The organism is Nocardioides sp. LMS-CY, from assembly GCF_018732145.1.
GTDB classification, from domain to species: domain Bacteria; phylum Actinomycetota; class Actinomycetes; order Propionibacteriales; family Nocardioidaceae; genus Nocardioides; species Nocardioides soli.
Window position 1 is genome coordinate 1,649,255 of the sequence record NZ_CP076104.1, and the last position, 13,994, is coordinate 1,663,248.

General features: G+C 70.7%; 12 protein-coding genes and 2 tRNA genes. 5 read left to right on the top strand and 9 right to left on the bottom strand.

Going from position 1 to position 13,994, the window contains the following annotated elements; translation table 11 throughout:
• Window positions 1-92: 92 nt before the first annotated feature.
• Window positions 93-168 (bottom strand) — tRNA-Lys (locus KM427_RS07910).
• Window positions 169-253: 85 nt separating this feature from the next.
• Complete coding sequence (locus tag KM427_RS07915; protein ID WP_215526852.1) at window positions 254-1,825, bottom strand: phytoene desaturase family protein; 1,572 nt, start codon at window positions 1,823-1,825, stop codon at window positions 254-256.
• Between the two features lie 126 nt (window positions 1,826-1,951).
• Here KM427_RS07915 and KM427_RS07920 point away from each other — a divergent pair, with 126 nt between their 5' ends.
• Window positions 1,952-3,979 (top strand): ATP-binding protein, encoded by a 2,028-nt coding sequence (locus tag KM427_RS07920; protein ID WP_183590999.1) that lies wholly within the window; start codon window positions 1,952-1,954, stop codon window positions 3,977-3,979.
• On the opposite strand, the gene KM427_RS07925 is transcribed toward KM427_RS07920, so the two are convergent.
• The 3 genes from KM427_RS07925 to orn form a co-directional block, all read right to left on the bottom strand.
• Complete coding sequence (locus tag KM427_RS07925) at window positions 3,966-4,844, bottom strand: bifunctional helix-turn-helix transcriptional regulator/GNAT family N-acetyltransferase (protein ID WP_215526853.1); 879 nt, start codon at window positions 4,842-4,844, stop codon at window positions 3,966-3,968. The two genes, KM427_RS07920 and KM427_RS07925, sit on opposite strands and share 14 nt — an antisense overlap.
• Before the next feature lie 167 nt (window positions 4,845-5,011).
• A tRNA-His gene (locus KM427_RS07930) sits at window positions 5,012-5,087 on the bottom strand.
• Window positions 5,088-5,129: 42 nt separating this feature from the next.
• Window positions 5,130-5,786, bottom strand: coding sequence for an oligoribonuclease (gene orn, locus KM427_RS07935; RefSeq protein ID WP_215526854.1), 657 nt, complete (start codon window positions 5,784-5,786; stop codon window positions 5,130-5,132).
• A 123-nt stretch (window positions 5,787-5,909) separates the two neighbouring features.
• Here orn and KM427_RS07940 point away from each other — a divergent pair, with 123 nt between their 5' ends.
• The 4 genes from KM427_RS07940 (at window position 5,910) to KM427_RS07955 (ending at window position 9,016) form a co-directional block, all read left to right on the top strand.
• Window positions 5,910-6,383, top strand: coding sequence for a MauE/DoxX family redox-associated membrane protein (locus KM427_RS07940; protein ID WP_252275161.1), 474 nt, complete (start codon window positions 5,910-5,912; stop codon window positions 6,381-6,383).
• On the top strand, window positions 6,383-7,114 hold the full coding sequence (locus KM427_RS07945; RefSeq protein ID WP_215526855.1) for a DsbA family protein: 732 nt from the start codon (window positions 6,383-6,385) through the stop codon (window positions 7,112-7,114). The genes KM427_RS07940 and KM427_RS07945 overlap by 1 nt, the downstream gene beginning before the upstream one ends.
• A gap of 40 nt (window positions 7,115-7,154) precedes the next feature.
• The gene (locus KM427_RS07950; RefSeq protein ID WP_215526856.1) at window positions 7,155-8,210 is read left to right on the top strand and encodes an adenosine deaminase; all 1,056 of its coding nucleotides are present in this window, start codon (window positions 7,155-7,157) and stop codon (window positions 8,208-8,210) included.
• A 146-nt stretch (window positions 8,211-8,356) separates the two neighbouring features.
• Window positions 8,357-9,016: a response regulator transcription factor gene (locus tag KM427_RS07955; RefSeq protein WP_183590931.1), complete on the top strand. Its 660-nt coding sequence runs from the start codon at window positions 8,357-8,359 to the stop codon at window positions 9,014-9,016.
• A gap of 24 nt (window positions 9,017-9,040) precedes the next feature.
• On the opposite strand, the gene KM427_RS07960 is transcribed toward KM427_RS07955, so the two are convergent.
• Genes KM427_RS07960 through fdrA form a run of 4 tightly spaced genes read right to left on the bottom strand, consistent with a single transcriptional unit; the run spans window position 9,041 to window position 13,990 of the window.
• A complete protein-coding gene (locus KM427_RS07960) occupies window positions 9,041-9,526 on the bottom strand; it encodes a nucleoside deaminase (RefSeq protein ID WP_215526857.1) in 486 nt (161 codons plus the stop codon).
• Entirely contained in the window at window positions 9,523-11,001 is a 1,479-nt protein-coding gene (locus KM427_RS07965) for a cytosine permease (protein ID WP_215526858.1), read from the bottom strand. The genes KM427_RS07960 and KM427_RS07965 overlap by 4 nt, the downstream gene beginning before the upstream one ends.
• 14 nt (window positions 11,002-11,015) lie before the next feature.
• On the bottom strand, window positions 11,016-12,443 hold the full coding sequence (locus tag KM427_RS07970) for a YlbE family protein (protein WP_215526859.1): 1,428 nt from the start codon (window positions 12,441-12,443) through the stop codon (window positions 11,016-11,018).
• Window positions 12,440-13,990, bottom strand: a complete 1,551-nt coding sequence (fdrA, locus tag KM427_RS07975) for an acyl-CoA synthetase FdrA (protein ID WP_215526860.1) — start codon at window positions 13,988-13,990, stop codon at window positions 12,440-12,442. Before fdrA ends, KM427_RS07970 begins: the two co-directional genes overlap by 4 nt.
• Window positions 13,991-13,994 lie beyond the last annotated feature (4 nt).

Sequence of the window (13,994 nt, forward strand, 5' to 3'; positions counted from 1 at the left end):
CTTCCGTTCATCCCTTGATGAACCGGCGACGCGAACCGGCGCGGCCGAAATGCCGAAGGCCAGGACGGGTGATCTCGTCCTGGCCTTCGGTCTGGTACGCCATCAGGGACTCGAACCCCGAACCCGCTGATTAAGAGTCAGCTGCTCTGCCAATTGAGCTAATGGCGCCCTGCTCCACGTCACCCTGAAGCGACGTGAACTCTACCAGCGGGAGACCCGCGGGAAAAATCGAGGGGCCCCGGAGCGACCCGGGTCAGAGCGACGCGAGGACGGCCTGCGCCGCGGAGTGGCCGCCGAGCCCCGAGACGGCTCCGCCGCGTCGCGATCCCGAGCCGCAGACCAGCACCGATTCGACGTCGGTCTGCACGCCCCACTGCTGCGCGGGCGTGTCGAGGCGGGCCCGGTTGGCCGCCCACGGCCAGTCGAGGTCGCCGTGGAAGATGTGCCCGCCCGGCATGGCGAGGTCGCGCTCGACGTCCTGCGGGGTCTTGGCCTCGAGGCACGGCCGACCGTCGGCGTCGGTGGCCAGGCAGGACTCGATCGGCTCGACCAGATGCTGGTCGAGGGAGTCGAGGGCGCGGCGGACGGCGAGGTCGCGGGCCGCCTCGGGATCGGCGTCGAAGAGCGACGCGGGGGTGTGCAGCCCGAAGTAGGTCAGGGTGTGGGTGCCGGCCGGGACGTCGCCCAGGATCGAGGGGTCGGTGAGGGAGTGGCAGTAGATCTCGCCCGGCAGCACGCTCGGAACGCTGCCGGCCGCGGCGTCGTCGTACGCCGCCTCGAGCTGGGTGTAGTCCTCGGCGAGGTGGAGGGTGCCGGCGAACGCGACCTCCGGGTCGATCCCCGAGCGCAGCCGCGGCAGTCGGTCGAGCAGCATGTTGATCTTGAGTTGGGCGCCGACCGGCTTGGTCGCGGGGTCCTCCTGGTCGCCGAGCAGGATGCGGAGCACCCAGGGGGCGACGTTGGAGAGCACGTAGCGCGCGCCGACGGTGTGGGATCCGTGGGCGTCGTCCCAGCTGACCTCGGCACCCGCGTCGTCGGCGCGGATGCGGCTGACCCCGGCCGAGGTGCGGATCTCGGCGCCCGCGGCGGTCGCCGCCCGCGCCAGTGCGTCGGTGACCGCGCCCATGCCGCCGACCGGGACCCGCCACTCCCCGGTGCCGTTGCCGATCAGGTGGTAGAGGAAGCAGCGGTTCTGGATCAGCGAGGGGTCGCGCATCGACGCGAACGTGCCGATCAGCCCGTCGGTGGCGGCGACGCCGCGCACCGTGTCGTCGGCGAACCGGGCCTCGATCGTCTCGCCGAGCGGCGTGGTCACGAAGTCATGCCAGGTCTCGGCGGAGACCCGTTCGCGGATCTCGCGCTCGAGCGGCAGCGGCCGCAGCAGCGTGGGTGCGACGACGGCCGCCAGGTCGCCCACGTCGGCGTAGAAGCGGTTCCACGCGTCGTACTCGGCCGGGCCACCGGTCAGCTGCCGGAACGACTCGGCGGTGCGCTCGCCGGCCGGGCGCTCGACGAGCAGCCCACCGGGCCGTCCGTCGCGGATCGTGGGCGTGTACGACGCCACCGAGCGCGACTCCAGCCGCAGGTCGAGGTCGAGGTCCGCGATCAGCTGCTCGGGCAGCAGCGAGACGAGGTAGGAGTAGCGCGAGAGCCGCGCGGGGTGGCCGGAGAAGGCCGGCGCGGAGATCGCCGCGCCGCCCGTGTGGTCGAGGCGCTCCAGGACCAGGACCGACAGGCCGGCCCGAGCCAGGTAGGCGGCCGCGACCAGGCCGTTGTGCCCGCCCCCGACGACCACGACGTGGTAGGCCTGCTGCTCGGACGTCACCGGTCCAACCTAGGCCATCACCGGCGCCTCGCCCGGTACCGGCGATTTGCGCACCAACGGTCCCGAGTCGCGAGAAGATCGTTGGGCAGCCGTGAGCACTGGTCGGGACCACAGGGAGGGCGGAAGGTGGGAGTGACACCCAGGGCGTCACTGCTGCCTGCCCTCGGCATGCTCGTGCTGACGGCGGTCTTCGGGCTCACCGCGGCGTACGGCGCGCCCGAGGGTGGCTACGCGATCGGCATCTGGCCGGTCGGGCTGGCCTCCTCGACCCTGCTCGTGACCAGGCGGCCCTCGATACCGGTCGTGCTGGTGCTCGTCTGCGCGATCGCGTTCCTGACGATCTGGACCTGCCGCCCGTCCGGTGTCGCGCTGGGGCTGACGATCGGCATCACCGTCGAGACCTGGGTGGTCTGGCGGATCCTGAGCGGCGGCGTACGCCAGCGACCGGAGCTCTACTCCCACGCCGACCTCGGTCGCTACATCGTGGCGGCATTCGCCGGACATCTCGTCGCCGCGACGTCGGCCGTCGTCACCAGCCTGGTCACCGGCTGGGGCACCCCCTGGCTGATGGGGCTGACGGTCGGCATGTCGAGCCTCGCGTCGCAGCTGGCCGTGACGCCGTTCTTCTGCAGGCTGCGGCCGCACCGCGGGCTCGCGTCGGTGGTGGAGCGGGTCGCCCAGTGGACGCTGGTCGCGACGCTCACCCCGGTGGTCTTCCTGCTCGACGACTTCCCCGCCCTCGCGTTCACGCTGATCCCCGTGCTCGCCTGGGGGGCGCTGCGCAGCGGTGCGTACGAGGCGATCGCGCAGCTCTTCGTCACGCTCGGGGTCGCGATCGCGCTGACGACCCGCGGTCACGGGCCGTTCGCGCACATCGACGCCCGGTACGACCTGCCCGCCGACGTCCAGGGACTCCTGCTCGCGTTCTTCATCGTCGACTGCGCGCTGGTCGTGGTGCCCTTCGTGCTCAGCGTCGGGGAGCAGCTGGAGAACGGCCGGCAGGTCGCGGCGGAGCGCGACCGGGTGCAGAGCATCGTCAACGGCACCGTGGGCGTCGCGATCATCGGCACCGACGAGCTCGGCCGGATCACGCTCTTCAACCCGGGCGCCGAGCGGCTGCTCGGATACGCCGCCGGCGAGGTGGAGGGGCGGCACGCGGTGCTCCTGCACTCCCGCGAGGACGTGGCCGAGCTGGCCCACCAGATCGGGGTCGCCAACGACTTCGCGGTCGTCTCGGCCGCGCTCGTCGGCCGCGGGCCCACCGTGATGAAGTTCGTCCGCAAGGACGGCGAGAAGCGCAGTCACTCGATGTCGCTGAACCGGATCGTCGATGATCGCGGTGACGTCATCGGCTACGTCAGCACCTCCGAGGACATCACCGAGCGCGTCGAGGCCGAGAACCGGCTGGTCGAGGCGCTCGAGACCGAGCGCCAGGCGGTCGAGCGGCTCCGCGACGTGGACCAGGTCAAGGACGCCTTCGTGTCCAGCGTCAGCCACGAGCTGCGCACCCCGATCACCAGCATCCTCGGCTACGTCGAGATGCTCAAGGACGGCGAGTACGGCGACCTCGGCGCCGCGCAGCTCGATGCCGTGCAGCGCGTCGCCGCGAACAGCTCGCGGCTGCTGTCGCTGATCGACGACCTGCTCACGCTCTCCCGGGTCCAGGACGGCGGCATCGGCATGGTCGACCGCGTCGTCGACCTGCGCAAGGTCGTGACGGCCGGGTGCGCCGTCGTGGCGCCGTCGCTGGAGCGGCGGGAGCTCAGCTTCGAGGTCGACCTCCCCGACGAGCCGGTGCCCTTCCTCGGGGATCGCGACATGTTGGAGCGGGTCGTGATCAACCTCGTGGGCAACGCCGTGAAGTTCACCCCGGAACACGGCCGCGTCGACGTGCGCCTGGGGGTCGGCACGGAGGTCGTCGACATCGAGGTGGCCGACACCGGCATCGGCATCCCGCCGGAGGAGCACGAGCGGCTGTTCAGCCGGTTCTTCCGCTCCTCGCTCGCCCAGGAGCGGGCGATCCCGGGCAGCGGGCTCGGGCTGTCCATCACCCGCGCGATCGTCGAGCAGCACGGCGGGTCGGTCAGCGTCGAGTCCGAGCCGGGGGAGGGGACCACCTTCCGGGTGCGCCTGCCGGCGCTCACGCCAGCCTAGGACCCGGGGACAGGTCCTTCTCGAACCACGCCTCGGCGTACGGGTTGTCGTTGTAGCGCGGGATCGCACGGTAGCCCGCGCGCTCGTACATCGCGATCGCCTCGGTCAGCGTGCCGTTGGTGTCGAGGACCACCCGGTCGTGGCCGAGGCGGCGGGCCAGCGCCTCGAGCTCGCGCAGCATCCGCGCGCCGAGGCCGGCGCCGCGCCACGCCTCGTCGACCCACATCCGCTTGATCTCGCCGACCCCGCGCAGGTCGCCGTCGAGCTCGCGGACACCGCCGTACGCCACCGGCCGGCCGGCGCTGGTCGCCAGGAGGAAGGTGCCCGCGTGGTCGGGGTCGCCCGGGTCGAAGCCGCCGGGGAACCGCCGCGCCAGCTCGGCGAAGTAACGGCCGGCGGCGTCGGCGGCGGCCGGGTCGTCCGGCGCGACCTCGCGCAGCTGGATGGTCGCCGCCCGGACGAGCAGGTCGGCCGTGGCGAGCGCCTCGGCCAGCCGGACGCGCTGCCGCTCGGTGAGCGGTGCGACCAGCCGCTGCGCCAGCTCCTCGGACCGATCGTCCAGCTCCTGCCAGGCCCGCAGCCCGGCGGTCGTCAGCGTGGCCACGCGTCGGCGCCGGTCGGCGGGGTCCGCGTCGACCCGCACCAGACCGTCCCCGTCGAGTCGGCGGAGCAGGCGGGTCAGGTAGCCGGAGTCGAGGCCGAGCCGGTCGCGCAGCTCGCGCACCCCGGCTCCGTCCGGACCGATCTCGAAGAGCAGTCGCGAGGCGCCCAGCGGCCGCCCGGTGCCGAGGAAGGACTCCTCCAGTGCGCCGATGCGCTGGGTGTAGGTGCGGTTGAAGCCGCGCAGGGTCGCGGTCGTGTCCATTCTCTGACTTTAGTCAGAGAGTGGGTAGGTGTCGATCGGATCCAGCGGCGGTGGACCGTCCACCGTCTCGCCGGTCGGAGACGGTGGACCACCCACCGCCGCGGGCGGCCGGCCGAGCTGGAGATGGCGCGAGCCCCGGCCGAGGAACGACCGGGGCTCGCGGAGTCTGGGGTGAGTGACGGGACTTGAACCCGCGACCACCTGGACCACAACCAGGTGCTCTACCAGCTGAGCTACACCCACCATGGGCCCGGTGCTCCCGGGCCGACCGAAAGTGTAGGGGAATCAGCCGCCGTTCGTGGAATCGGTATCGGCTCCGGAGACGCCCTCGCCGGGCAGGCCGGTGAGGGCGCCGCCGTGGCGCAGGGCGATCGCGCGGGCGACGTCGCTGTCGGGACCGGGTGCGGGCACGAAGACCGCCTCCCGGTAGTAGCGCAGCTCCTCGATGCTCTCCTGGATGTCGGCGAGCGCGCGGTGGTTGCCGCGCTTGGCGGGGGCCTGGAAGTACGCCCGGGGGTACCAGCGCCGCGAGAGCTCCTTGATCGAGGAGACGTCGACGATCCGGTAGTGGAGGAAGGTCTCCAGGGTCGGCATGTCCCGGGCCAGGAAGGCGCGGTCGGTGGCGACGGTGTTGCCGGCCAGCGGCGGCCGACTGCCGTCGGGGCAGTGCTCCTTGACGTAGGCGAGCACCCGCTCCTCGGCCTCCTCGAGGGAGACGCCGGAGTCGAGCTCACGGGAGAGGCCGGACTTCTCGTGCATCTCGCGCACGAAGTCGCCCATCTGGTCGAGGGCCTCGGCCGGCGGCTTGATGATGATGTCGACGCCTTGGCCGAGCACGTTGAGGTCGAAGTCGGTGACGAGGGCCGCGACCTCGATGAGCGCGTCGGCGCCGAGATCGAGCCCGGTCATCTCGCAGTCGATCCACACGAGTCGGTCGTTCACGAGAGGAAACCCTACGCCCGGGGTCCCGGGAGCAGGGCGCCCGGCCACCTGGTCGAGTCGGGCCCGGATTCGGGACTTTCGCCTCTCAGTCCCGACTCAGGAGGAGCGCCTAGGGTCAGGTCCGTGAAGGAATGGCTGGGCCTGCTGCTGCGCGTGGTGGTCGGCATGGTCTGGATCGTGGCCGGGGCGCTCAAGCTCCCCGACCCGGCCCAGAGCGTCGCCGCCGTCCGCGCCTACCAGCTGTTGCCGGGTGACCTGGCGACGCCGGTCGGTCAGCTGCTGCCCGTGATCGAGATCGTCGTCGGCGTGATGCTCGTCGTCGGCCTGCTGACGCGCGGCGCCGCGGTCGTGTCGGCCGTCCTGTTCCTCGCCTTCATCATCGGCATCGTCTCGGTCTGGCAGCGCGGCATCAACATCGACTGCGGCTGCTTCGGTGGCGGTGGCGCCGATCCGGACGCCGCGTCGAAGTACCCGTGGGAGATCGCGCGCGACGTCGCGCTGCTCGCCGCGTCTCTCTTCGTCGCCTGGCTGCCGACGACCAAGCTCTCCCTGGACTCCGTGCTGTTCCGCCGTACCCCGCTCTCCGAAGGATCGTGATGTCGAAGAAGAACCGTGCCACCGACCGTGCCAGCCGCGCCGCGGCCGCGCTCGAGGAGCAGCAGCGGCAGGAGCGCCGGCGCCGCAACACCATGGTCGGCGGCGTCGTCATCGGTGTCGTGGTGATCGTGCTGGCCGGCTGGCTGCTCTCGCGCAGCCTCGACTCGACCAAGGACGTCGACGCGCCGGCGGCGGGCAGCGAGTTCGGGCTGACCGTCGGTCCGGACGACGCGGCCGACAAGGTCGTGGTCTACGAGGACTTCCTCTGTCCCTACTGCGGACACTTCGAGGAGGCCAGCCGGGACGGCCTGAGGCAGCTGGCCGCCGACGGCAAGGTGCAGGTCGAGTACCGGCCGATCAACTTCCTCTCCAGCCTCGGCGACTACTCCGAGCGCTCGGCCACCGCCTTCGCGGTGGTGCTCGACACCGCGGGTGCGGACGTCGCGATGAGGTTCCACGACCTGCTCTTCGAGAACCAGCCCTCGGAGCGTGGCCCGTTCCCGACCAACGACGACCTCGTCGACCTCGCGGGCGAGGCGGGCGCCGACAAGGCCGAGATCCGTACCGCCATCGAGAACGGCGACGGCAAGGACTGGGTCGACCGGGCAACCCAGTCGGCGGCCGCTGCCGGCGTCAGCGGCACCCCGACCGTGCTGCTCAACGGCGAGGTCTTCCAGGACGGCCGCACTCAGCGGCAGATCGCGGAGAACCTGATCAACGCGATCGGCTAAGGATTGGGCGCCTCGGGTCGTGCACCTGCATGATCCGAGGATGATCAACGCGCCCACGTCCCTCTCGGAGTTCATCGCCCGGCTGCCCAAGGCCGAGCTCCACGTGCACCACGTCGGATCGGCGTCGCCGCGGATCGTCTCCGAGCTGGCGGCGCGGCACCCGGGGACGGTCCCGAGCGACCCCGACGAGCTGCGGCGGTTCTTCGAGTTCCGCGACTTCGCGCACTTCATCGACGTCTACCTCGCGGTGGTGGGGCTGATCCGGACGCCCGAGGACATCCGCTTCCTGACCCACGAGATCGGGCGCGAGATGGCCACCGAGCAGGGGCTGCGGTACGCCGAGCTCACGTGCACGCCGTACACGTCGGTGCGCCCGGACGCCGCCGATCTCGGGATGCCGATCGAGGCCTACACCGAGGCGATCGAGGACGCGCGGGTCGCGGTCGAGCGGGACTTCGGGCTGGTGCTGCGCTGGATCTACGACATCCCCGGCGAGTCGGGGGTGCCGTCGGCCGACGCCACGCTCGACTACGCCCTCAACCACCGCACCGACGCGCTCGTCGGCTTCGGACTCGGGGGACCCGAGATCGGCGTGCCCCGGCCACAGTTCCAGCCGCACTTCGACGCCGCCCGGGCCGCGGGGCTGCACAGCGTGCCGCACGCCGGCGAGACGACCGGTCCCGAGACCGTCTGGGACGCGGTCCGGCTGCTCGGCGCCGAGCGGATCGGGCACGGCACGTCGTCGGCGCAGGACGCCGCGCTGCTCGCCCACCTGGCCGAGGCCGGCATCCCGCTGGAGGTCTGCCCGTCGTCGAACATCGCCACCCGGGCCGTCGAGCGCCTCGAGCAGCACCCGATCAAGGCCTTCCACGACGCGGGCGTGACGATCACCGTCAACTCCGACGACCCGCCGATGTTCAACACCACGCTGAACCGCGAGTACGAGATCGCCGCCGACCTGCTCGGGCTCGACGAGGCGGGCGTCGCCGAGCTGGCCCGTGACGCTGTGCGCGCGTCGTTCGCGGAGGACGCCGTGAAGACGCGGATCCTCGGCGAGATCGACGAGTACGTCGCGTCCGCCTCCCCGTCGGCATAGGCGGGGCACGGCGGGCCGGGACGTAATAAGGCCCCGCGAGCTCATACCAAGCGGGGCCACGTCCTTTGTATCCCGGCCGGTGCGCGATCACCGGCATTGAGGCGCGTGTCGAACCGATCACAGTGCCACGGGCTTACAGTGGCGCCATGGCTGCCGCCCCCATCCGAGTCGCCGTGGTGAACGACTACGAGCTCGTCGTCGCCGGCATCGCGGCCATGCTCGCCCCGCACCACGACCGGGTCAACGTGGTCGAGCTCGACTCGGGTCTGCCCGTGCTCAACAGCGTCGACGTGATCCTTTACGACACCTTCGCGGCGATCCAGGGCGACGGCGTCGATCTCGACCTGCTGGTGCACGGGAACGATGCCAGGGTCGTCATCTTCAGCTGGAACCTCCAGCCCGAGCTCGTCCGCAGGGCGATCGAGCGGGGCGCCGCGGGCTACCTCTCCAAGGGCCTGGCCTCGGAGCAGATCGTGGCCGGCCTCGAGGCCGTGCACCGCGGGGAGACGGTGACCCCGCCGGCGTCCACCACGGCGGTCGACACGGGCGTCGCCGGCGAGTGGCCGGGCCGTCAGGTCGGCCTCAGCGCCCGCGAGGCGGAGGTGCTCGCCCTGATCACGCAGGGCCTGAGCAACCAGGAGATCGCCGACCGCACCTACCTCTCGATCAACTCCGTGAAGACCTACATCCGCACGGCGTATCGCAAGATCGACGTCTCCCGGCGCTCACAGGCCGTGATCTGGGGCATGAAGCACGGCTTCGAGCCCGACCGGATGCGCAGTGTCGCACCGGACGCTCAGGCCTGATCCGGACGCAGGCTGGATCCAGGATCAGCCCTGCAGGGCGCGGAACTCCGTCCAGATCTGCGCGCTCTCGTCGCGGTCCTCGGTGAGGTGGACCAGGTCCATCGTGCTGGTGTCGCTGCCGTCGAGGAAGCGCCGCAGGTGCAGATCGGAGAAGCCGTGCTCGGCGGCGTCGTCCCGGGTCGACGCGTAGTAGCAGGTGCGGATGCCGGCCCACATCATCACGCCGACGCACATCGGGCAGGGCTCGCAGGTGGCGTACATGACCATGCCGGACAGGTCGAGGGTGCCGAGCTTCGCGCACGCCTCGCGTACGGCGACCAGCTCGGCGTGGCCGGAGGGGTCGGTGTCGCGCAGGACCGTGTTGCCGACGCTGACGATGACCTCGTCGCCGCGCACCAGGGTGGCGCCGAACGGGCCGCCGGTGCCGGCGCGCATGCCGGCGACGGTGATCTCGGCCGCCTGGGCGAAGTAGGCGTCGACCGCCTCGCGAGTGGGAGTGGGAGTGCTCATGGTGCAACCTTTCGCCGCGTCGCCGCGATGGTGAGTGAGTAGCCGACGAACCCGATGGCCAGGCCCGAGAAGAACGCGAGGTTCTTGATGTCGACCAGGACGGTGACGTCGTCGAGCACCGTGCCGGCCATGGTGATCACGAAGCTGATCGCCAGCACCGTGATGGCGCGCCAGTTGTAGGCGAGCTGGGGAGCGCTCGGGTCGGCGTAGATCCCCTCGACGTCGACGGTGCGCTTCCGCTCCACGAAGAACGACGCCAGCATGATGCCCGCGATCGGGCCGAACATCGAGCCGATGAAGGAGTAGAAGAGGAACAGCGCGTCCGTCGCCTCGAGGAACTTCCAGGGCAGGATCAGCGTGCCGGCGACGGCCGTCAGGATCGCGCCGTTCCGGACCGTGAACCGCTGCGGCAGCTGCGCGGTGAGCTGGAGCCCGGCCGGCAGCATGTTGCCGAAGACGCAGAACGCCGTCATGCCGATGTTCATCGACAGGATGAGCAGGACCACGACGAAGGAGTTGCCGATCGAGTTGATCGCGTCCACGAAGATCGTCGGCCGGTTCACGTCGAAGTCGCCCTGCGTCGTCACGCTGAGCGAGGCCATGAAGGTGATGGTGACGAGGATGAAGAGCAGGTAGGAGGCGATCACGCCGATCGGGAAGCCGATCAGCGGTGCCTTGGTCGAGGTGGCGTTGCGGGTGTAGTCGCCGGTGTTGACGATCGGGCCGGCCCAGTTGGAGACCAGCGCCGCGACGCAACCGATGAAGATCAGCGGCGTGACCTCGGTCTGCACCGGGTGCAGCTCGAAGACCTGCGAGAAGCTGCCGACGTTCCTGACCGCCAGCACGACGCCGACGCTGATCAGGACGAACACCGCCGGGTTGGCCCAGGTGCTGAACCTGGCGAGGAACCGCTGGCCGCCGAGGAAGAGCGCCACGGTGATCGCCCACATGATCAGGTAGGAGATCGCCGTGGGCACCGCCAGGCCGAGGATGTGGCCGCCCAGGTCGGCGTAGCCCGGGAAGATCTTGTCCATCACCACGTCCAGCGCCTGCGCGCTGGAGACCGTGGAGAGGCCGAAGAACACGACGCCGGCGACGATGCCGCGGATCGCGGCCGGGATCAGCGCGCCCTTGGTGCCGAAGGAGTCGCGCAGCAGCAGCGCGAACGGTACTCCGTAGCGGGCCGAGGCCTGGCCGTTGAGCACATAGCCGACCGAGACGATCACCGAGCTGAGCAGGATCGCGGCGACCACGTGCTTGGCGGAGAGGCCGAGCGCGAAGAAGCCGACGACGGTGAAGTAGGACAGGATGTTGTGGATCGGCGCCATCCACACGGTGACGAACTGCGGCGTCGACCAGGAGCGGTCCTGGGGCCGGACCGGGAGCACGTCCTCGGCGTAGCCGCGCGCGGCGTACGTCGCGATCGCGTCGGCACCGGGGTCCACCAGGTCGCGGTAGCTAGAGGTCGTGGACATGGCAACCCATCCCCTCAGGCCTCGCCGACGGTGTCGGCGAGGGTCCGTAGCGCGTCCTGGAACGCCTCGACGGGCGGGTGCACGATGCCGGCGCCGATCATGCCGATGCCCGGGTCCTTGTGCGCGATCGCGGTGTTGATCAGCGGCAGGATGCCGGTCTCCATCACCAAGCGCGCGTCGATGCCGCTCGGCACGCCCATGAAGTCGAGCGCGGGGATCGTCACGTTGGGGTTGTTGCCCGTGGTGATCGCGTTCATGGTGCGCGAGTAGCCCATCGCCTCCTGCACGGTGCCGCCGACGAGCGCCACGATCGCGGGGGCTGCGGCCATCGCGAAGCCGCCGATGCCGTAGGTCTCCGTGATCGCCGAGTCGCCCATGTCGAGGCCGGAGTCCTCGGGGGTGTAGCCGGCGAACATCGGGCCGACGACCTGCTGCGCGGGGCCGGTGAACCACCGGTCGCCGGTGCCCGAGACGCGGATGCCGAAGTCCACGCCGTTGCGGCACATCGCCGTGACGACGGTCGAGTTCGCGATGCCGGCCGCGGCGTCCATCGACGCCTTCGCGGTGACCATCCAGGTGGGGCCGGAGAAGTAGTCCGAGGACGCCACGAAGTCGAAGACCTCGCGCTTCTCCCGGGTGGAGAAGTCGGTCTCGAGGAGGTACGGCGTGAGCGCCTGGATCAGCAGCGTCGTACCGGCCACGTTGCGGTTGTGCGCCTCGTCGCCCATGTGCAGGGCTTGGGAGAGCATCAGCCGTAGGTCGATGCCGTCGGTGTTGAGCTCCATCGCGGCGCCGAGCATCGGACCGAAGACGTCGCGCATCCAGTTCAGCCGGTCGATGACGGACTGGTCGTTGGCGCCGAACCGCAGGATCTTGGAGAGCTGCTCGGAGAGGTTCGTGTACGCCGTGTTGCCGTGCGTCCGGTTGGTCACCTGGTGCACCCACATGCTGGCGCTGGTCACGCCGGCCATCGAGCCGACCGCCTGGTGCTCGTGGCACGGGGAGAAGGTGATGTCGCCCGAGCGGGCGAGCTCGTCGGCCGCGTCGAGGTCCTTCGCGAGGCCCTCGAAGACCAGCGCGCCGGTGACGGCGCCCCTCATCGGGCCCGACATCCGCTCGTAGGCGATCGGCGGGCCGGCGTGCAGGATCGTCGTCGCGGTCATGCCCGGCACGGTGTCGATGGCCCGGCCGAAGCCCTCCAGGAACGGCTGAGCGGCGAGGATCCGGCTCAGCGCCTCCTCGTTGGCCGCGTTGATCTTCTCGGCGACCTCGGGCCGCTCGAGCCGGCCGAGGGCGGCGATCACGTCGGGGTCGGCGCCGCCGGGCGGGGTCCAGTCCATCCGCACCGGGGCGGCGCCCTGGGCGGCGAGGTCCTCGGCGAACATGTCCAGGCCGAGGTTGACCGGCTTCAGGTCGGTCGAGAACAGGTCGGTGATGCTCATCGGTGGTCACCCTTCGCTACGAATTCGCGGGCCAGGAGGCCGAGGTTGGTGGACGAGGAGGCGATGGTCACGCCGGCCGCCTCGAGCTGGGCGACCTGCTCGGCGACCGCGGGGGAGTCGAGGTCGGTGCCGAGCACGTAGCCGAGGATCTCCAGGTGCTGACCGCGTGCGGCGGCCTTCGCCTTGGCCTCGGCGATGGCGGGGATCGTCACGCCGACGGGGTCCTCGTGCGAGCCGAAGCCGACGATGAAGTCCATCGCGATCACGCCGACCTCGGGGTCGTCGGCCTCGTGGGCGAGGCGCTGCAGCCGCAGCGTCGGGTCGATCATGGGATGCGGCCGGCCGTTGGTGAAGTCGTCGTCGCCCAGGTCGAGGTAGGTGTGCTCCTTCGACACGTCGGTCGCGCCGAGTCGGTACGCCGGGTCCTGCTGGATGTTCGAGTAGACGTTGTCGAACGTCGCGAGCGCCGCGAACATCGCCTCGTCGCAGAGCGTGCCGCCGCAGAACAGGCCGCGCACGTACTGCTGCTCGGGCGCCAGCTTGCCGCGGACCTCCTCGACCAGCGGGATGTTGAGGGCGTGCAGGTCGAGGGTGGACTCGTCCACGCCGGTGGCCAGGACGGCCGCGAGCGCGGCGGGCTTGGTGCCCGAGACCAGCTGCACGTTGTCGTAGCCCGACTCCGTGCGCGGCGAGCCCAGGAAGCAGACCACGACCGGCTTCCCGCTCTCGGCGGCGACGGCGAGCACCCGGCCGGCGACCTCCTCGGCCGGCGGCTTCGAGACGATGACGATGACCTCGGTCCCGGGGTCGGCCGCGAGCGCGTTGATGCCGTCGATCATCATCACGCCGCCGACTTCGGCGGAGAGGTCGCGGCCGCCGGTGCCGATCAGCTGCGAGATCCCGCCGCCGAAGTCGTGCACCCGGACCGAGATCTCCTGGCTGCCGGTGCCGGAGGCGCCCACGATGCCGATCGAGCCGCGGCGTACGGCGTTGGCGAACGCCAGACCGGTGCCGTTGATGATCGCGGTGCCGCAGTCGGGCCCCATCAGCAGCAGGCCCTTCTCGTGGGCGAGCGCCTTGAGCTCGATCTCGTCCTCGACCGACACGTTGTCGGAGAAGATCATCACGTGCTTGCCGGCGACGAGCGCCTTGCGGGCCTCGCGGGCGGCGAAGGCGCCGTTGACCGAGATCAGCACCAGGTTGCTGTCCGGAACCTCCTCGAAGGCGCCGTCGAGCGTCCGGTAGCGGATCTCGGCGGCGTCGCCGGCCGAGGCGTTCTTGCGGGCGAGGATGTCGTCGACGGCCTGGATCGCTGCGTCGATCAGGTCGTCGGCGGCGTCGATCACGATCATCAGGTCGCTCGGCTTGGCCGCGTCGATGGCGGGGTCCTGCACGCCGACGTTGAGCAGCACCTCCTTGTTCATCGGGGTCGCCATGCCCAACAGGGCCTGGGTGACGCCCTCGACGGCGTTCGCCTTGGTGCTCATGGACATGAGCGAGACCGAGTCGAGGTAGGTGTTCTTGCGGATGTCGATGTAGCGGGTCATCTCA